Annotated in this window: 24 protein-coding genes, 1 tRNA gene and 1 pseudogene; 16 read left to right on the top strand and 10 right to left on the bottom strand. The window is 66.3% G+C overall.

Annotation, left to right across the window (positions count from 1 at the left end; all coding sequences use genetic code 11):
• Positions 1-269 precede the first annotated feature (269 nt).
• The 8 genes from ACFUEJ_RS18860 (at position 270) to rdgB (ending at position 5,650) form a co-directional block, all read left to right on the top strand.
• On the top strand, positions 270-677 hold the full coding sequence (locus ACFUEJ_RS18860; RefSeq protein ID WP_388031118.1) for a Mov34/MPN/PAD-1 family protein: 408 nt from the start codon (positions 270-272) through the stop codon (positions 675-677).
• A gap of 2 nt (positions 678-679) precedes the next feature.
• Positions 680-967: a MoaD/ThiS family protein gene (locus tag ACFUEJ_RS18855; protein ID WP_065629054.1), complete on the top strand. Its 288-nt coding sequence runs from the start codon at positions 680-682 to the stop codon at positions 965-967.
• A gap of 2 nt (positions 968-969) precedes the next feature.
• Positions 970-1,941, top strand: coding sequence for a PLP-dependent cysteine synthase family protein (locus ACFUEJ_RS18850; protein ID WP_065629053.1), 972 nt, complete (start codon positions 970-972; stop codon positions 1,939-1,941).
• A gap of 25 nt (positions 1,942-1,966) precedes the next feature.
• Positions 1,967-2,596 (top strand): rhomboid family intramembrane serine protease, encoded by a 630-nt coding sequence (locus ACFUEJ_RS18845; protein ID WP_388031114.1) that lies wholly within the window; start codon positions 1,967-1,969, stop codon positions 2,594-2,596.
• The gene (gene murI, locus ACFUEJ_RS18840) at positions 2,596-3,402 is read left to right on the top strand and encodes a glutamate racemase (protein WP_180819514.1); all 807 of its coding nucleotides are present in this window, start codon (positions 2,596-2,598) and stop codon (positions 3,400-3,402) included. The genes ACFUEJ_RS18845 and murI overlap by 1 nt, the downstream gene beginning before the upstream one ends.
• A 78-nt stretch (positions 3,403-3,480) precedes the next feature.
• Entirely contained in the window at positions 3,481-4,245 is a 765-nt protein-coding gene (locus ACFUEJ_RS18835; protein ID WP_004019531.1) for a cyclic nucleotide-degrading phosphodiesterase, read from the top strand.
• 35 nt (positions 4,246-4,280) lie between these two features.
• On the top strand, positions 4,281-5,036 hold the full coding sequence (gene rph, locus ACFUEJ_RS18830; RefSeq protein WP_004019532.1) for a ribonuclease PH: 756 nt from the start codon (positions 4,281-4,283) through the stop codon (positions 5,034-5,036).
• The gene (gene rdgB / locus ACFUEJ_RS18825; RefSeq protein ID WP_101822815.1) at positions 5,036-5,650 is read left to right on the top strand and encodes an RdgB/HAM1 family non-canonical purine NTP pyrophosphatase; all 615 of its coding nucleotides are present in this window, start codon (positions 5,036-5,038) and stop codon (positions 5,648-5,650) included. The genes rph and rdgB overlap by 1 nt, the downstream gene beginning before the upstream one ends.
• A 28-nt stretch (positions 5,651-5,678) precedes the next feature.
• Here the strand turns inward: rdgB and ACFUEJ_RS18820 are convergent, their stop codons facing one another.
• From ACFUEJ_RS18820 to ACFUEJ_RS18800, 5 genes are all read right to left on the bottom strand, one after another.
• The gene (locus ACFUEJ_RS18820) at positions 5,679-6,317 is read right to left on the bottom strand and encodes a GNAT family N-acetyltransferase (protein WP_388031110.1); all 639 of its coding nucleotides are present in this window, start codon (positions 6,315-6,317) and stop codon (positions 5,679-5,681) included.
• Positions 6,314-6,931, bottom strand: a complete 618-nt coding sequence (locus tag ACFUEJ_RS18815) for a TetR/AcrR family transcriptional regulator (RefSeq protein ID WP_388031108.1) — start codon at positions 6,929-6,931, stop codon at positions 6,314-6,316. The genes ACFUEJ_RS18820 and ACFUEJ_RS18815 overlap by 4 nt, the downstream gene beginning before the upstream one ends.
• Before the next feature lie 193 nt (positions 6,932-7,124).
• A complete protein-coding gene (locus ACFUEJ_RS18810) occupies positions 7,125-8,231 on the bottom strand; it encodes a glycosyltransferase (protein WP_388031106.1) in 1,107 nt (368 codons plus the stop codon).
• 49 nt (positions 8,232-8,280) lie between these two features.
• On the bottom strand, positions 8,281-8,631 hold the full coding sequence (locus tag ACFUEJ_RS18805) for a DUF3817 domain-containing protein (protein ID WP_388031104.1): 351 nt from the start codon (positions 8,629-8,631) through the stop codon (positions 8,281-8,283).
• Complete coding sequence (locus ACFUEJ_RS18800; protein WP_101822820.1) at positions 8,628-9,065, bottom strand: transcriptional regulator; 438 nt, start codon at positions 9,063-9,065, stop codon at positions 8,628-8,630. The genes ACFUEJ_RS18805 and ACFUEJ_RS18800 overlap by 4 nt, the downstream gene beginning before the upstream one ends.
• A gap of 100 nt (positions 9,066-9,165) precedes the next feature.
• Here ACFUEJ_RS18800 and ACFUEJ_RS18795 point away from each other — a divergent pair.
• Positions 9,166-9,250 (top strand) — tRNA-Leu (locus ACFUEJ_RS18795).
• Between the two features lie 220 nt (positions 9,251-9,470).
• Positions 9,471-9,827, top strand: a complete 357-nt coding sequence (locus tag ACFUEJ_RS18790) for a hypothetical protein (protein ID WP_388031101.1) — start codon at positions 9,471-9,473, stop codon at positions 9,825-9,827.
• A 117-nt stretch (positions 9,828-9,944) separates the two neighbouring features.
• On the opposite strand, the pseudogene ACFUEJ_RS18785 reads toward ACFUEJ_RS18790, so the two are convergent.
• Positions 9,945-11,072: pseudogene (locus tag ACFUEJ_RS18785) on the bottom strand (recombinase family protein); the annotation flags it as partial.
• 216 nt (positions 11,073-11,288) lie between these two features.
• The gene (locus tag ACFUEJ_RS18780) at positions 11,289-11,891 is read right to left on the bottom strand and encodes a hypothetical protein (protein ID WP_388031099.1); all 603 of its coding nucleotides are present in this window, start codon (positions 11,889-11,891) and stop codon (positions 11,289-11,291) included.
• Between the two features lie 27 nt (positions 11,892-11,918).
• On the opposite strand from ACFUEJ_RS18780, the gene ACFUEJ_RS18775 reads away from it, so the two are divergent.
• Complete coding sequence (locus ACFUEJ_RS18775; protein ID WP_257881398.1) at positions 11,919-12,362, top strand: ABC transporter permease subunit; 444 nt, start codon at positions 11,919-11,921, stop codon at positions 12,360-12,362.
• Positions 12,290-12,562, top strand: a complete 273-nt coding sequence (locus tag ACFUEJ_RS18770) for an ABC transporter permease subunit (RefSeq protein ID WP_257881399.1) — start codon at positions 12,290-12,292, stop codon at positions 12,560-12,562. Before ACFUEJ_RS18775 ends, ACFUEJ_RS18770 begins: the two co-directional genes overlap by 73 nt.
• 104 nt (positions 12,563-12,666) lie before the next feature.
• Here ACFUEJ_RS18770 and ACFUEJ_RS18765 read toward each other — a convergent pair whose 3' ends face one another.
• Positions 12,667-13,791 carry a hypothetical protein gene (locus tag ACFUEJ_RS18765; RefSeq protein ID WP_388031095.1) on the bottom strand — a complete coding sequence of 375 codons (1,125 nt, stop codon included), beginning with the start codon at positions 13,789-13,791 and terminating at the stop codon, positions 12,667-12,669.
• Positions 13,792-13,840: 49 nt separating this feature from the next.
• Positions 13,841-15,028, bottom strand: coding sequence for an SRPBCC family protein (locus ACFUEJ_RS18760; protein ID WP_388031092.1), 1,188 nt, complete (start codon positions 15,026-15,028; stop codon positions 13,841-13,843).
• Positions 15,029-15,255: 227 nt separating this feature from the next.
• Here ACFUEJ_RS18760 and ACFUEJ_RS18755 point away from each other — a divergent pair, with 227 nt between their 5' ends.
• Positions 15,256-15,822 (top strand): TetR/AcrR family transcriptional regulator, encoded by a 567-nt coding sequence (locus ACFUEJ_RS18755; protein ID WP_180819541.1) that lies wholly within the window; start codon positions 15,256-15,258, stop codon positions 15,820-15,822.
• A gap of 186 nt (positions 15,823-16,008) precedes the next feature.
• On the opposite strand, the gene ACFUEJ_RS18750 is transcribed toward ACFUEJ_RS18755, so the two are convergent.
• The gene (locus tag ACFUEJ_RS18750; RefSeq protein ID WP_388031089.1) at positions 16,009-16,485 is read right to left on the bottom strand and encodes a MarR family winged helix-turn-helix transcriptional regulator; all 477 of its coding nucleotides are present in this window, start codon (positions 16,483-16,485) and stop codon (positions 16,009-16,011) included.
• A gap of 41 nt (positions 16,486-16,526) precedes the next feature.
• On the opposite strand from ACFUEJ_RS18750, the gene ACFUEJ_RS18745 reads away from it, so the two are divergent.
• The 3 genes from ACFUEJ_RS18745 to ACFUEJ_RS18735 all read left to right on the top strand — a co-directional run bounded on the left by ACFUEJ_RS18745 (position 16,527) and on the right by ACFUEJ_RS18735 (position 18,120).
• Positions 16,527-17,054, top strand: coding sequence for a phenolic acid decarboxylase (locus ACFUEJ_RS18745; protein WP_101823256.1), 528 nt, complete (start codon positions 16,527-16,529; stop codon positions 17,052-17,054).
• Positions 17,054-17,512, top strand: a complete 459-nt coding sequence (locus ACFUEJ_RS18740) for a DUF3237 family protein (RefSeq protein ID WP_388031087.1) — start codon at positions 17,054-17,056, stop codon at positions 17,510-17,512. The genes ACFUEJ_RS18745 and ACFUEJ_RS18740 overlap by 1 nt, the downstream gene beginning before the upstream one ends.
• A gap of 191 nt (positions 17,513-17,703) precedes the next feature.
• A complete protein-coding gene (locus tag ACFUEJ_RS18735; RefSeq protein ID WP_388031084.1) occupies positions 17,704-18,120 on the top strand; it encodes a heme-binding protein in 417 nt (138 codons plus the stop codon).
• Positions 18,121-18,301: the final 181 nt, after the last annotated feature.

The raw sequence follows: 18,301 nt of genomic DNA, 5'->3' as shown, positions 1-18,301 counted from the left end.
CACACCCCCGGTGCCGTTGGGACGCAACACTAGCGGCGTCCCGCGTCGGATCGGGGGTACGTACGGTTGCCGAATGACGTCTCGTCGGATGACGGTCGATCCGCTCATGCAGCCCCGCGCGTCGAGGTGGAGGGACCTCGTGGCGGAATAGGTGTCGCGACGCCGACGTTGCACGTCGGCGAGATCCGCCACAATGGGGACACCCGCGAGGAGACCTTCGGAAATGACCTCGGGGTGCGTACACGTCTGGACAGGAGAACGGGACACCGATGCTCACGATCGGGCAGGAGCTGGTCGACGCCATGGTCGCGCACGCACGCGCCGACCATCCCGACGAGGCGTGTGGGGTGATCGCCGGTCCCGAGGGGTCCGACGACCCGCGGCGCTTCATCGCGATGGTCAACGCCGAGCGATCGCCGACGTTCTACCGCTTCGACTCGGCCGAACAGCTCGCCGTCTGGCGCGAGATGGACCGCCGCGACGAGGAGCCGGTGGTCATCTACCACTCGCACACCGCCACCGAGGCGTATCCGAGCCGCACCGACATCTCCTACGCGGGAGAGCCCGGCGCGCATTACGTGCTGGTGTCCACGCGCGACCCCGAGACCGCCGAGATCCGTAGCTATCGCATCGTCGACGGTGCGGTCACCGAAGAAGAGATCGAGATCAGGAGCTGAGCATGTCTGTCACCGTATCCATCCCGACGATCCTGCGTACTCACACCGGCGGGGAGAAGCGCGTCGAGGGGTCGGGTTCGACGCTGGCCGCCCTGATCGACGACCTCGAGACGGGCAACGCCGGGCTGAAGGAACGACTCGTCGCGCCCGACGAGAACGGCACCGCCAAACTGCACCGGTTCGTCAACATCTACGTCAACGACGAGGACGTGCGATTCTCCGGCGGCCTCGACACCCCGATCGACGACGGTGACGAGGTGACCATCCTGCCCGCGGTCGCCGGCGGCTGAGCGTGGCCCGCTACGACTCCCTGATCGACTCGGTCGGCAACACCCCGCTCATCGGTCTGCAACGGCTCTCGCCGCGCTGGGACGACTCCGACGAGGGCCCGCACGTCCGCCTGTGGGCCAAGCTCGAGGACCGGAACCCGACCGGATCCATCAAGGACCGCCCCGCGCTGCGGATGATCGAACAGGCCGAACGCGACGGATTGCTGCGGCCGGGCTCGACGATCCTCGAACCCACGAGCGGCAACACCGGCATCTCGCTCGCGATGGCGGCGAAACTCAAGGGCTATCAACTGATCTGCGTGATGCCCGAGAACACCTCGGAGGAACGGCGCTCGCTGTTGCGGATGTTCGGCGCGCAGGTCATCTCCTCACCCGCGGCGGGCGGCTCCAACACCGCGGTCGCGGTGGCCAAGGGCCTCGCCGCGGACAATCCCGACTGGGTGATGCTCTACCAGTACGGCAACGCGGCGAACGTCGCGGCGCATTACGAGGGCACCGGCCCCGAGTTGTACGCCGACCTGCCCGAGATCACCCACTTCGTCGCCGGGCTCGGCACGACCGGAACGCTGATGGGCGTCGGGCGGTTCCTGCGCGAACGCAACCCCGATATCGAGATCGTCGCCGCCGAACCCCGGTACGGCGACGAGGTCTACGGCCTGCGCAACATCGACGAGGGTTTCATCCCCGAGCTCTACGACGACTCGGTGCTGACCCGCCGCTTCTCGGTGACCGGCGTCGACGCGGTCGCGCGGGTGCGGGAACTGATCGACCTCGAGGGCATCTTCGCGGGGATCTCCACCGGTGCGATCCTGCAGGCCGCGCGCGGTATCGGCCGACGGGCACTGAAGGCCGGGACCCGCGCCGACATCGGCTTCGTCGTGCCCGACGCGGGATGGAAGTATCTGTCGACCGGGGCGTACGAAGGTAGTCTCGACGACGCGGAGCAGGCACTCGAAGGCCAGCTCTGGGCCTGACCCCGCTACCGAGGACTTTCCAGCCATGAGCTCGTACACCCCGCCGGTCGGGCAGCAGCCCGCGCGACGCGCGCGTCCGCTGTGGCTGCGTTCGGCGATCATCACCGCGTGCATCGTCGCGGTGCTGTTCGTCATCGAGGCCATCGACGTGGCGACCCACTACGACCTCGACCAGAACGGCATCGAACCACGACAGGTCGACGGACTGGACGGCATCGTGTGGGCGCCGTTCCTCCACGGCGACTGGCAGCACCTGTTCGCCAACCTGATGCCCGGCGCGGTGTTGTGTTTCCTCGTGCTCATGACGCAGCGGTTCCTGATCGTCACCGGCATCATCTGGGTGGTGTCGGGGGTCGGCGTCTGGCTGTTCGCCGCGCCGTACTCGGTGACCGTCGGGGCGTCGGGCATCGTGTTCGGCTGGCTCACCTTCCTCATCGTCCGCGGTCTGTTCAACCGCGATCTGTGGCAGATCCTCGGCGGCCTCGTGCTGTTCCTGGTGTACGGATCGATCCTCTGGGGCGTCCTGCCCTCGGATCCGCTGATCTCCTGGCAGGCCCACCTGTTCGGCGCGATCGCCGGTGTGTTCGCGGCGTGGGCGCTGGCGGCTCGCGATCGGCGCAAGCCGGCGGCCACCAACCCGGGGGTGGCGCCATAATCGCGGCGGGCGGCCAGGACGCACCCATCGGGATCTTCGATTCGGGCGTCGGCGGGCTGACGGTGGCACGCGCCATCATCGACCTGCTGCCGGACGAGGACATCGTCTACATCGGCGACACGGCCAACGGGCCGTACGGACCTCTGACCATCCCGGAGATCCGCCGGCACGCCCTCGCGATCGGGGACGATCTCGCCGAGCGCGGCGTGAAGGCCATCGTCATCGCCTGCAACACCGCGTCGGCCGCCTGCCTGCGCGATGCTCGCGAGCGGTACGCACCGATCCCGGTCATCGAAGTCGTGCTGCCCGCGGTGCGTCGTGCGGTGGTCGCCACCAAGACGGGCCGGATCGGCGTCCTCGGCACCGAGGCCACGATCTCTTCACGGGCGTACCAGGATTCGTTCGCGGCGGCGCGGGACGCGGTGATCACCGCGGTGCCGTGTCCGCGATTCGTCGACTTCGTCGAACGTGGGATCACCAGCGGCCGGCAGATCCTGGGACTCGCACAGGGATACCTGGAGCCGCTGCAGCAGGCCGGGGTGGACACCGTGGTTCTCGGCTGCACGCACTATCCGTTGCTCTCAGGGGTCATCCAGCTCGCGATGGGCGACGAGGTGACCCTGGTGTCGAGCGCGGAGGAAACCGCGAAGGACCTCTTCCGAGTCCTCACCGAGGCCGACCTACTGCATCCGCACACGGGCCGCGACGCGACCCGCGTCTTCCAGGCGACGGGCGATCCGGACCTCTTCGCGAAGCTCTCGAACCGATTCCTCGGTCCGGTCATCGGAGCCGTGCAGCACGTCTGAGGAACCGACCGCGCTTCGCCGCGCAGTTGTGACCCGTATGCCGACGCCCGGGCGCGGAATCGTGGCACAGTGGGGCCTATGCGTCTCACGGTCCTCGGGTGCTCGGGCAGTGTGGGCGGGCCGGGCGCCGCGTGCTCCGGTTATCTGCTCTCCGTTCCCGGTGAACAACCGGTACTGGTGGACTGCGGCCCGGGAGTCTTCGGTGAGCTGCAGCGCGTTGCCGACCCCAGCAACGTCGCCGTCGTCCTCAGCCACCTCCACGCCGATCACTGTCTCGATCTCCCCGCGATGCTCGTCTGGCGGCGGTACGCGCCCGAGCCGGCCAGCCGGCGGGCACCGTTGTACGGGCCGCACGGCACCGCGCTGCGGATCGGCTACGGGTCATCGGAGTTCCCCGGCCAGCTCGACGACATCACCGACACGTTCGACGTCCACGAATGGAGCGACGATCAGGAGATCACGCTGGGCGGGATGCGGATCCGGGCGATGAACGTCAACCACCCGCCCGACACCTTCGGATTGCGGATCACCGGACCCGAGGGGCAGGTCATCGCCTACAGCGGGGACACGGCGCCCTGCGACGAACTCATCGATCTCGCGGCCGACGCGGACCTGTTCCTGTGCGAGGCGTCGTGGACACACGCACCGTCGGAACGCCCACCGGATCTGCACATGTCGGGGATCGAGGCGGGGGAGGCCGCGACCAAGGCCAACGTCCGTGCGCTCGCCATCACCCACGTCGCGCCGTGGTCGGATTCCGCGGAGATCCTCGCCGAGGCCCGCAGTACGTTCTCCGGCCCGACCGAGCTCGTCAGCCAGGGACAGGTCATCGACCTCACCTAGATGTCGTGCGCGCGCCGGTCGTTACAGTGAGACCCGTGACCACACGAGCTGACGGCAGAGCCGACGACGAACTCCGTCCCATCACGTTCACCCGCGGGTTCACCAGCCACCCGGCGGGTTCGGTCCTGGTGGAGTTCGGCAAGACCCGGGTGATGTGCACCGCGAGTGTCACCGACGGCGTGCCGCCCTGGCGTCGTGGTTCCGGGCTCGGGTGGCTGACCGCGGAGTACGCGATGCTGCCGGCCGCCACCCACGATCGGTCGTCGCGTGAGTCGGTCAAGGGGCGGGTCGGCGGACGCACCCACGAGATCAGTCGGTTGATCGGTCGCTCGCTGCGCGCGTGTATCGATCTCGGCGCGCTGGGCGAGAACACCATCGCCCTCGACTGCGACGTCCTGCAGGCCGACGGCGGTACCCGCACCGCGGCCATCACCGGCGCCTATGTCGCGCTGGCAGATGCGGTCACCTACCTGCGCGCGGCGGGCAAACTGTCCGACCCGCAACCTCTTTCGTGCGCGATCGCCGCGGTGAGCGTCGGTGTCGTCGACGGCCGTGTCCGACTCGACCTTCCCTACGAGGAGGATTCGCGGGCCGAGGTGGACATGAACGTCGTGGCCACCGATGCCGGCACCCTCGTCGAGGTGCAGGGCACCGGCGAGGGAGCGACCTTCCCGCGTTCGACGCTCGATGCGCTGCTCGACGTCGCCGCCGTCGGTACGGAGAAGCTGTTCGAGGCTCAGCGCGCGGTGCTCGCCGAACCGTACCCGGGCGAACTCCCCGGACGGGCCTGATGTCCTCGGTGCTCCTGGCGAGCCGCAATGCCAAGAAGCTCGCCGAACTCCAGCGCGTCGTCGATGCCGCGGGCATCACCGGGGTCGAGATCGTCGGCCTCGACGCGGTGCCCGACTACCCGGAGGAGCCCGAGACCGGCGCCACCTTCGAGGACAACGCGCTGATCAAGGCTCACGCAGGTGCTCGAGCGACCGGGTTGCCCTGTCTCGCCGATGATTCCGGTATCGCGGTCGATGCCCTGAACGGAATGCCGGGCGTGCTGTCGGCGCGCTGGTCGGGCCGGCACGGCGACGACCCGGCCAACAACGCGCTCCTGCTGGCCCAGTTGTCGGACACCCCGGACGAACGCCGTGGCGCGGCGTTCGTGTCGGCGTGCGCCCTCGTGCTGCCGGACGGGACAGAGACGGTGGTGCGCGGCGAGTGGCGTGGACGCGTCTTGCGGGAAGAACGCGGGCCGCACGGATTCGGCTACGACCCGCTGTTCGCCCCCGAGGACGAGATCGCCGCCGGCCGGTCCGCGGCGGAATTGTCGCCGGGGGAGAAGGACGGGCTCAGTCACCGCGGAAAAGCGCTGGCGCAGTTGGTCCCGGCGCTGCGCGCGCTCGCGGGCTGACGCCCGTCGCGTCGACGCGCGGACGAGATCAGCTCGCCGTGCCGGTGTACATGTAGACGCCCAACGTATGGGGCCGGCCGTCGAGCAGGATGTTCATGTCGTCGGCGCCGGCACGCGACATCCCTTGTCGCTCATAGAATCCGAATGTGCACAGCGAGTCCGTGTACAGATGGAAGTCCGAGCGGCCGCGTCCCCGGAGATGGTCCAGGAACGCGCGGTAGAGTGCGGCTCCGACGCCGTGTCCCCGGGTGGTGGAGGCGACGGCGAAGAGGGTCAGTTCGTCGTCGAGCGGCCTGACGGTGCGGGCGCCGAGCCGGTGGGCCACCGATTCGTATGCGAAGAAGCCGCGCAGCGACTTCAGCTGGGGTAGTCCGAGAACGGCGGCTCGGGCGGTGTGTGCCCAGAGCAGTGCCCTGTTCGTCGCCCGCTCGGGCAGGTGCGGCTCACCGTCGACACGTCCCAGGATGATCCCGACCACGTGACCGTCCTTCTCGGCGACGCGGCTCCAGGTGCTCGCCACCAGTTGCTCACGCAGATAGACCTCGAGTGCGCTGTCGAGAACGCGACGACCGCGGACGTACCGGTGGATGAAGAACGCCTCGTCGATGATCTTCTTGACGTCCTCGGCGTCGGTGGAACGGTATGGGCGATAAGTGATGTCGGTCATGATCCCTTCATTTCGTAGGTGTTGTCGAGTGTGGTTGTCGGGTTGGGGGCGACCGGACCCGAGCCGTGGGTGAGTGCGATGAGGTCTGCTTCGAGTGCGGCCCGGTCGCCGTCGTCGAGGACCGCTCCCCAGAGCGGGGCGGTGTTCGAGCCATCGGCGGCCGCGATGATGAGTCGTGTGATCGCCGGGTCGAGGCCGTCGTCGGCCAGCGTGGCTCGCCAGTGATCGGCGTCCTGCTGGGCGAGTTCGGCCGGGCCCGGTTCGTACATCAGGCTCGCGGCCAAAGCGATCTGGTCGCGCAGACCGGCGGAGTCCCGGGCGTCGGCGAAACTCACCCGGATGTAGGCCCTGGTGAGTCGTCCCGGTGTCTCGGCCTCCTCGCCGGCGACTCGTTCGACCTCGGCCCGGAACTTGGTCATCAGGTCGGCGGCGAGTTCTTCGAGCAGTCCGTCTTTGGCGGGAAAGTGATAGAGCAACCCGCCTTTCGACACCCCGGCCGCGGCGGCGATCTCGGACACCGATACCGCGGCACCCTGGCGCGCGACGAGACGGGCCGCGGCGTCGAGGATGGACCGTCGCGTATCGGCGGCGGTGCGTCCGGATGTGCGTCCCATGTCGTCCTCCTTCTGATCGGACCCGGGGGTCTCCTGACGTCGTCTACAACTGTACCGTCCAGACGGTATAGTTTCAATCTCCGAGGGAATGCGAGGGTCCAGGCGGTCTCGCCCGGTCCGTCGAGCGCGCGTCCGATCCCGTCGAGAGCGCGTCGACATTCATCGACCGTGCACGGGAGAGGTGCGAGGGTGATCAGCTGCCGGCGTGGACACCCAGCATCCGCGCGACCGAATCGGGCCAGCGGTACTGGGTGGCCCGGTGCCGGGCCGCTCGTTCGCGATCGATCCGAGGGAGGCTGAGCACCTGCCGGATCGCGCTGGCGAAACCCGACCCGGAATCCTCGGCAGCAGCGCCGCACGTGTCGTCGACGAGGCTCGCGACGGCCGACGAGCGCGATCCGATGACCGGTGTACCGGCGGCCAGTGATTCCAGCGCGGAGAGGCAGAACGTCTCGTGCGGCCCGGGGGAGAGCGAGAGGTCGGCGCTCGCGAGGAGTGCGGCGACCTGCCGCCGGTCCGTGAGGTGCCCCAGAAATGTCACCGGTAGTCCGCGCGCCAGGTGTTGCAGCGGGCCTCGCATCGGCCCGTCGCCCGCGACCACCAGATGTGCAGGCGTCCCGGAACGGTGGAGCCTGTTGAGTGCCGCAATGCTTCGGTCGGCGCGCTTCTCCACCGAGAGGCGTCCGCAGTGGGCGATGAGCGCGCCGGTGCCGTCGGACCATTGCTCGCCCAGATTGGGATCGAGGTGCCGCGGGTCGAAGACGTCGAGGTCGACACCCAGCGGGGCACGGACGACGTTGGGCGCCGCGACGCGATCGAACTCCGCGGCGGCGAAGTCGGTGGTGCAGACGACGGTGTCGTAGTCGCGGGCGGTGGCCGCGTTGGCTCGATCGGCGAGCGCCCGCGCCGTCGGGCCGGGCATGATCTGACCGAGTAGGCGGTCGAGGCGCTCGTGGGACACCATCGTCGAATGGATGTCCCGGGCGCGCGCCCACCGGCCGAAACCGCGGAGGGTCAGGCGGTCAGAGACCTCGAGGGCGTCGGGGTGGAGATGGGCGAGGACGTCGGCGACGCGACGCGCAGACGCGAGGCGGTAGCCGCCCGAGGCCGGGATGCGTGGTGCTGCGACGGTGATCCGGGTGACACCGGAGGGAAGTGCCTCCTCGCCGGGGTCGGCGCCGGGGACGATCAGGACGACGTCGTGACCTGCCTCCACGTAGCCGGCGCCCCAGCGGTCCACCGCGGTGCGCAGACCGCCGGAGCGTCCGCCGTAGAAGTTCGCGAGCTGGACGATCCGCACGGAGTCCAGTGAGCCGGACCCGGGTGAACGGACGTCCAGCGTGGGGATATCAGAGGTTGAACTGCGCCTTCACTTCCTGGGTCCGCTTGTGCTCGAACCAGAAGGACAGGAAGGGAATCGTGCCGGCGATGGCGGTGATGACGGTCTTGCCCACACTCCAGCGCACCTTGATCGCCAGGTCGATGGCCATGATCAGGTAGACGAAGTAGACCCAGCCGTGCACGAACGGCACGAAGTCGAGTGCGTGATTGTCGAAGCCGTACGTCAGCACGAGCTCGACGACGAGCAGCAGCAACCACACGCCGGTGATCCAGGCGAGGACGCGATACCGCAACAACGCGCCGCGGACCTTCTCCACCGGGGCGGCGAGGGTGGGGGCGGTGGAATCGGTCTCGGTCACTGCTGGCCTTTCGATGAGGGTGTGGGTTTCGTGTCGGTCGGACGGGCGTCGGCGTCGCGGAGCTCGGCCAGATAGCGGTTGTACTCGGCGAGGGCGACGTCGTTCGCGGGGTCCGACGAGGTCAGCGACGACGCACTGGGAGTCGTCGGACGTTCGGGGAGGATTCCCTCGGGGATCTGGTCCGTGGACTTCCCGGCGCCGACCCTGCGTGCCTCGTCGGGATCGCTCTCCAGGATGACGAACTTTCGGTAGGCGTAGATCACCGCCGCCGCGAACGCCGGCCACTGCAGGGCGTAACCGAGGTTCAATCCGGAACCAGAAGCCGACTCGTACCGCGACCACTGCCACCACGCAAGCGCCAGGCACACCACGGCGGCGGAGACGGCGAGCACCGTGAGCGCGGGCCGGTGGGCGCGGCGACGGGTGGAGGACATGCCTACGACGGTACCTGGCCTGCGATGATCAGAACGCGGCCGGTAGGGTGGTCGCCGTTACACTGCGTGACTCCCCGCCTTCCTGGGGCGTCGCGCCCACGCGCGAGTGGCGGAATTGGCAGACGCGCTGGATTTAGGTTCCAGTGTCTCAGGACGTGGGGGTTCAAGTCCCCCCTCGCGCACCATAGGGTCCTTACTGCAATCAGCGCGTGCGTTGACAGCGAGAAGAAGGTCATCAATCAGGAGTTTGGCGCCGTCAGAGATGACGGCGCGTTTTGATTGGCCTGTGTGCTTGAGATACGAGGCGTGGGCGACGTCTCGGCTTTGCTCGACGTCACCCGTCGCCTCTTGCGCGCGGTACCCGGCGTCGGCTGCGACAAGTTCGGCGAGCGGTGAACTGAGGTCATGGCCGGTGACGTCTTCGACGCTGAGGTACAGGTGTTTGAAGATCGCCTGGTTGAGTTTGCGTCGGACCTCATCGCTGGCACTTGCATAGAGCTGTCCCGGGTTCGCGAGCAGGCGAAGGCAAAGATCGATGTACTTGGCGCCGTGGCTGAGGGTGTCCTCTACCGAGTCCAGCTCCCCGCTCAGGTGTTGCCGCTTCTCGTCAATCTCTCTGAGTTTGCGCTGGACCTTGACGGTAGCGAGCGCGCCGTCTGCGGCGAGATCGAGGAGGTTCTCTTCCTTGGTATCGAGAGCGCGAAGCTGATCGGCGAGCTGCTTGCGGTGGAGACGAGTCGCGGACGCCGAGTCAGCCAGTAGCTTCTCCATGGTCGTCCTCAGTGCGGAGATGAATTCTTCCGAGAACCTGATCGTCTTGTAGTGCTCTTCGATAGCAGCCTCGACCAGGTCGACGTTGTTGTACGGAGCATCACAAGTGTGGTCTTGTACGCCGCGGCAGAAAAAGTACCAGTACTCGCCGCCGTGTCGCCCGGTCGCGCGCTGCATGATGATTCGCCGTCGGACACCTCGGGAATGACATTTGCCGCAGAACAAGGTGCCCTTGAGGTAGTGGTCATGCTTTCGGCGCCGCTCGCCGGCGTAACCACGCTCCTCCACCAGGGCCTGGACGCGCTCGAACAGCTCTTCAGAAATCAGCGGGGTGTGTCGCCCCGGGAACTCATCGCCCTTGTACTTGACCCTGCCGAGGTAGTACCGATCCTTGAGGAGGGCTGCAACTTTGGTGTGCGAGATCGGTCCGGCGGGTCTGCTCAAAGTGGGCCGGGTAGTCAGGCCCCGGTTGGTCAGTTCGTCAACGATCTCGCGAATAGTCAGGTTTCCCCCTGCGTACAACTCGAAGGCGAGTTGTACGAGGGGCCCTCGCTCCGGGTCGACCTCGACCGATCGGATCTCGCGACCCTCTCGGCGGTCGATCGTGTTCAGGTAGCCGATCGGCGCTGGGCCGAGCGTTCCGCCCTTCTTCGCCTTCTCGCCCATCTTGTAGGCGATGTCGGCGCCGTCTTTGGCGGAGCGGTACTCGTTGAACGCAGCGAGTAGTCCGTGCATGAGCTGCCCGACGGGGCTGGCGTCGATGTTCTCGGTCGCTGAGATGAGGGTGACGCCGCGTTTCTTCAGGTCGGCCATGACGACGGCGTCGTCGATTCGGTTGCGTGCGAGGCGGGACAGCTCGTAGATGATGATGAAATCGATGTCGCGCTGGTCGCGGACGCGGGCCAGCATCTGCTGGAACGAGACTCGCTCAGTCATCTCGGTGGCGGACTTCCCCGGCTCGACGTACTCGCCAACGATCGACAGACCGAGCTGATCGGCCTTTCGAACGCAGGCGGCGCGCTGGGCGGGTATCGAAATGCCCTCCGGGTCGTAGTCGGTATGGACCTGGCCGGCCGATGACACCCGCAGGTAGAGCACGGCCCGCGTGCCGGGGAGTGCGGACACGTCGTGATCCTCGGACGTTGCCAGCTCCGCGGGAGCCGGAATCGTTCGGGCGCGCGGTGGTGCGTAATCGAGGGATGCACTCACCCCGGTGCCGCTGGGGTTTGTTGTCATCTGTGCTTCCCTCCTCTCTTTACATCGTTGTGGCTCAGCAGAATTCGTAATCCTTGGTCACCACAGTCGGATGATAACTCTGTTCCGCGCGCGTGCCGAGTGGTCAGGTGACGCGGAATTCACATCGCTATCTGTGGATTTCGTGCCGTAGGGGGGCCGTCCGAGTTCGCGAGGGCTTGGGTACTTGCGGACAGTGAACGGGCGTGCATCGTTGGGTCAATCCTTGGATTCCGGTCGTCGGTCCACGTCGAAGTCGGGAGCTTGCAGGAATACGTGCAGCCTGCCGCCCGCTTCGAGGATGGTGTGGTCGCGGGTGATTTCGTCGAGCAGTGCTTCACGGTCGATCGTGACGAAGTCGGACAGCTTGTAGGCCTCGGCGATGCTGTTGATCTTGCGTTCGGCCTCTGCGAGGTGCGTCACGCCTTCAAGCACATCGTCAGGCGTCTGGTAGCTGTCGCAGTCCCGGCCAGCCCATTCGTCAAGGGCGCTCCCGATATTGGGTGCGTCACCAGGGTTCGCTGCCTGGAGAAACGCGTGCAGTGCGTCGCCGTCGGTCGGGAGCGGATCACCGTTTGGGGGCGGTGTCGCCGCGAGGGAGTAGGTGACGAGCCAGCACGCCCAGCGATGCAGGCCCTCCGGCACGTCCCCCAGGTGGATGCGTTCCAGTACCTGCGACCATATTTCCTGGCTCGCTGGAAGTCCCAAGATGATGAAGCGTAGCGTCGCTTCCTGCGCGTCGGCCGGGAGAAGGTCGTAGAGGCTCGCGGCAATGGTGCGGGCGATGTCGGTGCTGATCGGTCCTTCGCGGTCTACAGCCACGGACAGCTGAGCCCGGACCTGTGGAAGGTGCTCCTCGACCGCGATCTCATGCGCGGGCTGCTCTGGGGGCTGCAGAACACCGTCATCTGTGCTGCTGTCTCCATCGTTCTCTCCATCGGATTCGGCATGCTCCTGACGACCCTGCGGATCTCGGAGAATCGGATTCTGCGTGGCGCGGCGCAGGTGTGGATCGAGATATTCCGCGGACTGCCGCTGCTGCTGCTGCTGATCTTCTTCATCTTCCTCGGAGCACCGCGGTTCGGCATCATCGTGCCCACCTTCTGGGCATTGACCATCGGCATCACGCTATACAACAGCGCGGTCATGAGCGAGATCTTCCGCGCCGGTATCGCCTCACTGCCCAGGGGGGGCAGGCCGAGGCGGCTGCCGCAATCGGAATGCGCCGCTTGCAGATCCAGCGCATCATCCTACTTCCCCAGGCTGTCCGCATCATGCTGCCGGCCCTCGTGAGCCAGGTCGTGATCGTGGTGAAGGAGACCTCACTCGGCTTCGTCATCGGCTACACCGAACTGCTGCGCAGCGGCCGGGTGGCCGTGGAGTACCTGGGCGGTCAGTACGCGATCCCGATCTACGTGATGGTCGGCATCATCTATCTCCTGGTCAACATCTCGTTGTCCAAGGTCGCCCGCCGGCTCGACGCGCGCGGCTGACGCATCGACCCTGACCGATCCCGTTGGCACGTCGTCGATGTCGTGGTGACGAGATCGGCAGTCGGGTGGTCCCTATCCGGCGAAACCCGAAGATCTGTGCGCTGTCACAGGTGAGTCGAGAGCATGACGATCGCTGCGTGGGATCGGACGAACCTCCACCGGGAAGTCAGTGCTGTGGTTGCTGTCGCGATGTCATCGAAGTCCACGTCGAACATCGCGTTCGGTGACAGCAGGGCTGTCAGATCGGCGTCCATGTTCGGGTACGCGTCGAGTGCGGCCGACACCGGTTCGTAGTCCAGGGGGCCGTTCTTGCGATCAGCGAGATAGGAGGCGGCGAGTATCTCCAAGAGCGAATCCTCGTCGATCGTCTCCAACCGGGCCACGACCAGGGACAACCGGCCGCTCGTCGCCAGACAGCGACCGGCAGCGATTCTCCGAACCCTCGATGCGGCCGGATCGTGGAGCAGGTCCCGCAATCCGGCCACCGTGCGGGATGTGAGCGCGGTACCCAGCGCTGTCAGGTGCTCGAGGGCCGCAAAGCATGCCGCCGACTCGTCCCCGGTCAGCTCCAGGGCCTGCTCGGCGAGCGTGTCGATCGCGGCGGGGCCCCCTCTGGCGAGCAGGTCGAGCGCGGTTGCCTGGTCGAGATCGAGTTTCTCCGATCCGGCGAGCCGTGCCACCAGCATCTCGTGGCGGCGAAGGTCCGGCAGCGACTCCAGTTCGGTGACTGTGCGCTCGCGCGCACTGATCGACGGAAACGATCTGGCCAACTGATTGTCGGTCAGAGAAGACGTGGCCGGGCCTTCTCGTGGGTCGAAGCTCACCGCAACGAAGTCCGACGCTGCCCGGCTGGAGCCGGTGACGACGGTGGTCGCCTGCCGACAGCCTGTGACGATCGCGGCACGATAGTCGGCGAACACATGTGACCACCGTGATCCCGGTCGGCCGCCGTATGCGGTGACCGCCTCGGCTTCAACCTCGCCGCGCGGGGAGCTGTCACGGTGATGGGTCCACGATTCCGGGTCCCACACGATGTTCGGTTCTGCCGTGGCCGCCATCGCCGGCCACAGGGCGAGCATGTCCTGGGCGTGGATGTCGTACACGCACACCGCTCGTACCGATACCGAGTGGCACATCTCGACTTCGTCGACGAAGTCGAGAATCTCCCTGACGAGAATGTTCTGTACCCGCTCGCGCAACTCGGCCCGACTGCCGACAAACGTGGACACGGTTCGTGTCGGCACAACCGCCCGCGAGTTCGTCATCAGACGCCGCCCCTCACGTGAGGGCGATACCGAGACGACCTGCCATGACCCGGATCATGTGTTGGACACCGATCTCGTTCCGGCCGATGACCATGTGACTGTGCTGTCCTTGTCGAACGCCCTGACCGCACTGGGGGAGCATGGCGAAGTCCTCGTCGCGGACCGCGGCGTGGACCTGCGCGAAGATGTTGTCGTAGAGCTCGCGCTGTTCGTCGGTTGTGGCCGGGTACTTGGCCATCCAACTGTGGCGCACGGTACAACGGGTCGCGGAATCCTCGGGAAGGATCTCGATGACCTCCACCCCTACCGGGCTGTTTGCCAGGATGAGGTTCGGGTAGACCCAGTAGATCAGGCCCATCTGCTGAACCGGGTCCCACGAATCCGATGGCTCGGTGCCCTCCAGGTCGGTGATCCAGTTGAACGGAAAGCCGATGCGGTGGTGGTCGCCGAACTCGTCGTAGACGTGGGTGTTGGCTCGAGTGTTCATCCCGATGACGCTCTGTCCGTGCACGAACGGGAAGTGATAGCCCTCGGCGAATGCCTCCAGGGCGCCCTTCCAACTGACCGCCGAGGTCAGGAACCGCTCGTCGTGGTAGCCGTAATCGCCGTAATTCCAGAAGGCGAGTTCGTCGTTGAAGGAGCCCAGGTGCGCGTCGAGGTCGAAGGGGGCGTCTGCGGTGAGTACTGCCCAGACGAAGCCGTGCCGTTCCTCCGACGGCAATTCGACGAGCCCGTACTGTGAGCGGTCGATGTCGTCGAATCCTGCCTTGCCCGGGACGCCTTTCAGCTGACCACGCGAATCGTAGACCCAAGCGTGATAGGGGCAGGTGAAGCGGCGCGAATTACCCGATCCGCAGGCGGGCATTGCGCCTCGGTGCCTGCAGTAGTTGAGGAACACGTGTGCGACACCATCTCGGTCGCGGGTGATCAGCAGCGAATCGCCGATCACCGTGCGTACGACGTAGTCGTGGGCGTCGGGGATCTGGGCGCTGGCCAGGATGGCCATCGGAGTGTGGCGCAGGATCTGATTGTGCTCGAGTTCGGTGAGTTTGTCGTCCCGGTAGTAGTCGAGTGGGACACGCAACGTCGACTCGGCCATGTCGGTGGTGTCGTCGAGCGACAGTTTGAGAGCACGTCTGGTCAACTCGTGCCCGATCTTGGTCGGGTCGGCGGGCGCTTGGCGGGATTCCGTCGAAGTCATGAACGTCGTCCTTCCTCTGAGCAAGGAACGTGGGGGCTGTTGCTTCTGCTTGCACTGACTCACTAGACCATACAGATATTCCGTTTCATGTATGGCCTAATGGTCGGATCGCGGACGCGCTAGTCTGCGACAGCGGGTCGGGGAAGAGTGCCGCCGTAGAAGTGAGGTGAGTGAGGCTGCGTACCCACGGCTGGGGCGGAAAGACTCCGCGGTCCGATGGCGAGGCGGTGTCTCGAATCCTGGCGGCCGCCGGCGAGCTACTCGACGGGGGCGCCGACACGCTCTCGATCAGCGAACTCGCGACCGCTCTCGGCGTCACCCGGCAAACTGTCTACCGGTACTTCTCCAGCGCCGAGGAGGTACTGCGTGCCACTGCGGAGCACGCGACCGCTGATCTCGCCGAAGAAATCCGCGCTTCGGTCGGTGGGATCGAGGACCTCGCGGAGGCTGTGGTCGAAGCAGTCGCGGTCACCATCGAGCGGGTGCACGAGAACCCGCGGTTCCGAGTCCTGTTCACCGAAGAGCTCCAGGGCAAGGTCATCGTGGCGGTCACATCGGATGCGGCCATCGCTTCGGGGCGTCAGATCATCGAGTCCTTCGACGCAGACCTGTCGGCGTGGGATGAGGGAAGCCTGGGGGAGCTGTCCGAACACATGTTGCGCACACTGCAGAGCTTTCTACTGGACTCCGGCGGACCTGCTCGGCTGGGAGGTGACTTGCGTCGATACCTGCGACGCTGGGTCGGCGCGGCCATCGGTGCCCACCGGCCGTTGTACCGCCGTTCGCTCGACTAGACGGCCGTGATGCTTGGTGTATGGTCTACCGAGCGGGCGAGCCGATCTGGTCAGGTGAGCGCTCGTGTCTCCTGCCGGACAGCTGGTGGTGCTGTGCAGGGGGTTGGCACTGCCGTTCGCCCGCGTCGGTGCCGTGACGGCAGGGTGATCTTCTGCCGTCACGGCCTCGGTTGCCGGTTCGCGGATCTACTCCAGCCGTTCGACCAGGGAATCCGACAGTTTGTCGAGCAGGTCGAGGCTGGATTCCAGGGAGGACAGCTCCGATGCCGTGAAATCGGTCAGCGCTCGGCGGAGCACCGCTTCGCTGGCAGTATCGAACCGGGTCAGGAGTTCTACGGCCCGCTCCGTGGGAACGACCGGCGCGCGGCGCTTGTCGTCGGTGTCGGGCGCTGCTCGTTGTACGAGACCGGCGCGAACCATCTGGCCGAGGAAGTTGCTCACGGTCGGGCGGGCGAGCCGAAGGTGCGATGCGATCTCGCTCGGTGTCCGTTCCGTCCGTCGGTGTCCGGTGATCAGGATTCGCAAGACCTCGACCTGCGCGTCGGGGATGTCGGGCAGGTCGTCGGCCGCGCGTGCCGACCGGAGGAGGGCGCGCCGCAGTGGCCCGATGGTGTCGGCTAGTCGCGCAGCGAGCCCGGCGGTTGGACGAGTGCGGTCTCTCACAGAGCGGCCCTCCGAATATTGTTTTGTGACAAAATCACATCATGAACAGTCCGACATCGATCTCTGAGCCCGCGCCCGACCAGGACCTTTCCGGAATCGTGGGCCACCGGTTCGTGTACACCTACGCAAACGGCTGGCAGTACGAGATGTACGTGAAGAATAGATCGACCATCGACTATCGCATTCACAGCGGGATGGTCGGCGGGCGATGGGTGACGGACCAAGCGGTCGATCTGGTCGTGCTCGTGCCCGGCGTGTACAAGGTGTCCTGGACCGAACCGACCGGGACGTCGGTGGTCGTGAATGTCGTTCCGGGGGAACGGTGCCTGCACGGGACCATCTTCTTTCCGCGATGGATCGAAGACGACCCGTCGAAGACCGTCCTCCACCAGAACGAGCATGTCGACCTCATGCACACCTACCGGGACAACGGCCCCACGTACCCGATTCACGTGGTTCCCGAATTCGCCTACATCACCCTGTTCGAGTACGTGGGGCCCGACGACCCGTCGGTGATCGATCGGGCGCCCGAGGACCTGCCGCCCGGTTTCGGCGACCGGTCGAACTGATGGGGGCGCCCGGGCTGGACCACTTCGCACGGCTGTCCGTGCGCGTCGGGACACCGGTCGAGCTGGAGGCCTCGGCACGCGGGCGTCGGCGACTGATACCGATTCTGGGCGGCACGATATCCGGGCGGGACTTCACCGGCAGGATTCTCCCACTGGGATTTGACGATCAGTTGATCCGGACGGATCGGGTCGCCGATCTGCATGCGGAGTACGCTATCGAGTTCGACGACGGGTCGCGCGCGATGGTGACGAACGTCGGTGTGCGGGTGGCGGATGCGGAGGTCACCGCCGCCCTGCTCCGAGACGAGCCGGTGCCGGCCGAGCGCGTGTACTTTCGCACCACACCCAGAATCACCTGTGGAGCAGATCGGTGGGCGTGGTTGTCTGAAGTCGTTTTCCTAGGCTGCGGGATGCGGCGACCCGGGGTGGTCGACATGGATTTCTACATCGTTCGGTGAGGCATGACCGTGGCGTTCCTCTTGCTCGGGCGCGTGCCGTTCGCGCCACGATGGGCGCAACCGTGTCTCACTCGTGTTCGCCTGAATAGTGTTCGGTGCACCAACCGTGAATCGCTGCGAAGGACACTGCAAAGCATTTACTTGCGGCGATTCTCGTCCCATCGGATTCAGCTGTTGACGAGGAGCGAGGTATGACCGAACTGACACTGTCGCAAGCGCAGCACATCGTGGCGTCGGCTGTCGACGAGGCCGATCGGATCGGCCAGCCCGTGAACATCGCCGTGGTGGACGGTGGCGGCAATCTGGTGACGCATGTACGCCAGGATGGCGCGTGGATCGGGAGTATCGAGATCTCGATCGACAAAGCTTGGACCGCACGCGCTTTCGACCTCCCGACGTCAGAGCTGGCGTCGAACGCTCAACTGGGTGGCCAGTTCCACGGCATCCAGGTGACGAACGGGGGCCGGGTCACTGCGTTTGCTGGCGGCGTGCCGTTACGAATCGATGGCGTGGACGTCGGCGCCGTCGGTGTCAGCGGCGGTAGCGGTGAGCAGGACCAGGCCATCGCCCTGGCTGCCGCGGACTCACTCGAGGCCCGGGTTTCCTGAGCGCGAGTGGCTTGAGCTGGCCGCGGGCGGCGAAGCCGGGACGGTCGATCGCCGGCGAACTGTGCTGCCGGGCGGCCACTCGCTACGCCGACGGCGTGACCACACGGCCTGATTGCCATGTGTATGGTCTGATTCAGCACACTCGTTAGGTCGCGCGTCCCGAAAACGCTATGACCAAGGT

Source organism: Gordonia sp. NPDC057258 (genome assembly GCF_042668985.1).
GTDB lineage: Bacteria > Actinomycetota > Actinomycetes > Mycobacteriales > Mycobacteriaceae > Gordonia > Gordonia hongkongensis.
The sequence above is the reverse complement of the archived record's forward strand: the minus strand, read 5'-3'. Positions and strand labels throughout refer to the sequence as shown.

What these genes read in the sequence shown, in the direction of transcription:
- ACFUEJ_RS18860 (WP_388031118.1), top strand. Translation starts at nt 270, where the DNA reads ATGCTCACGATCGGGCAGGAGCTGGTCGACGCCATGGTCGCGCACGCA.
- ACFUEJ_RS18855 (WP_065629054.1), top strand. Translation starts at nt 680, where the DNA reads ATGTCTGTCACCGTATCCATCCCGACGATCCTGCGTACTCACACCGGC.
- ACFUEJ_RS18845 (WP_388031114.1), top strand. Translation starts at nt 1,967, where the DNA reads ATGAGCTCGTACACCCCGCCGGTCGGGCAGCAGCCCGCGCGACGCGCG.
- ACFUEJ_RS18835 (WP_004019531.1), top strand. Translation starts at nt 3,481, where the DNA reads ATGCGTCTCACGGTCCTCGGGTGCTCGGGCAGTGTGGGCGGGCCGGGC.
- rdgB (WP_101822815.1), top strand. Translation starts at nt 5,036, where the DNA reads ATGTCCTCGGTGCTCCTGGCGAGCCGCAATGCCAAGAAGCTCGCCGAA.
- ACFUEJ_RS18820 (WP_388031110.1), bottom strand. Translation starts at nt 6,317, where the DNA reads ATGACCGACATCACTTATCGCCCATACCGTTCCACCGACGCCGAGGAC.
- ACFUEJ_RS18815 (WP_388031108.1), bottom strand. Translation starts at nt 6,931, where the DNA reads ATGGGACGCACATCCGGACGCACCGCCGCCGATACGCGACGGTCCATC.
- ACFUEJ_RS18800 (WP_101822820.1), bottom strand. Translation starts at nt 9,065, where the DNA reads ATGTCCTCCACCCGTCGCCGCGCCCACCGGCCCGCGCTCACGGTGCTC.
- ACFUEJ_RS18790 (WP_388031101.1), top strand. Translation starts at nt 9,471, where the DNA reads ATGGCCGGTGACGTCTTCGACGCTGAGGTACAGGTGTTTGAAGATCGC.
- ACFUEJ_RS18770 (WP_257881399.1), top strand. Translation starts at nt 12,290, where the DNA reads ATGCGCCGCTTGCAGATCCAGCGCATCATCCTACTTCCCCAGGCTGTC.
- ACFUEJ_RS18760 (WP_388031092.1), bottom strand. Translation starts at nt 15,028, where the DNA reads ATGACTTCGACGGAATCCCGCCAAGCGCCCGCCGACCCGACCAAGATC.
- ACFUEJ_RS18745 (WP_101823256.1), top strand. Translation starts at nt 16,527, where the DNA reads ATGAACAGTCCGACATCGATCTCTGAGCCCGCGCCCGACCAGGACCTT.
- ACFUEJ_RS18740 (WP_388031087.1), top strand. Translation starts at nt 17,054, where the DNA reads ATGGGGGCGCCCGGGCTGGACCACTTCGCACGGCTGTCCGTGCGCGTC.
- ACFUEJ_RS18735 (WP_388031084.1), top strand. Translation starts at nt 17,704, where the DNA reads ATGACCGAACTGACACTGTCGCAAGCGCAGCACATCGTGGCGTCGGCT.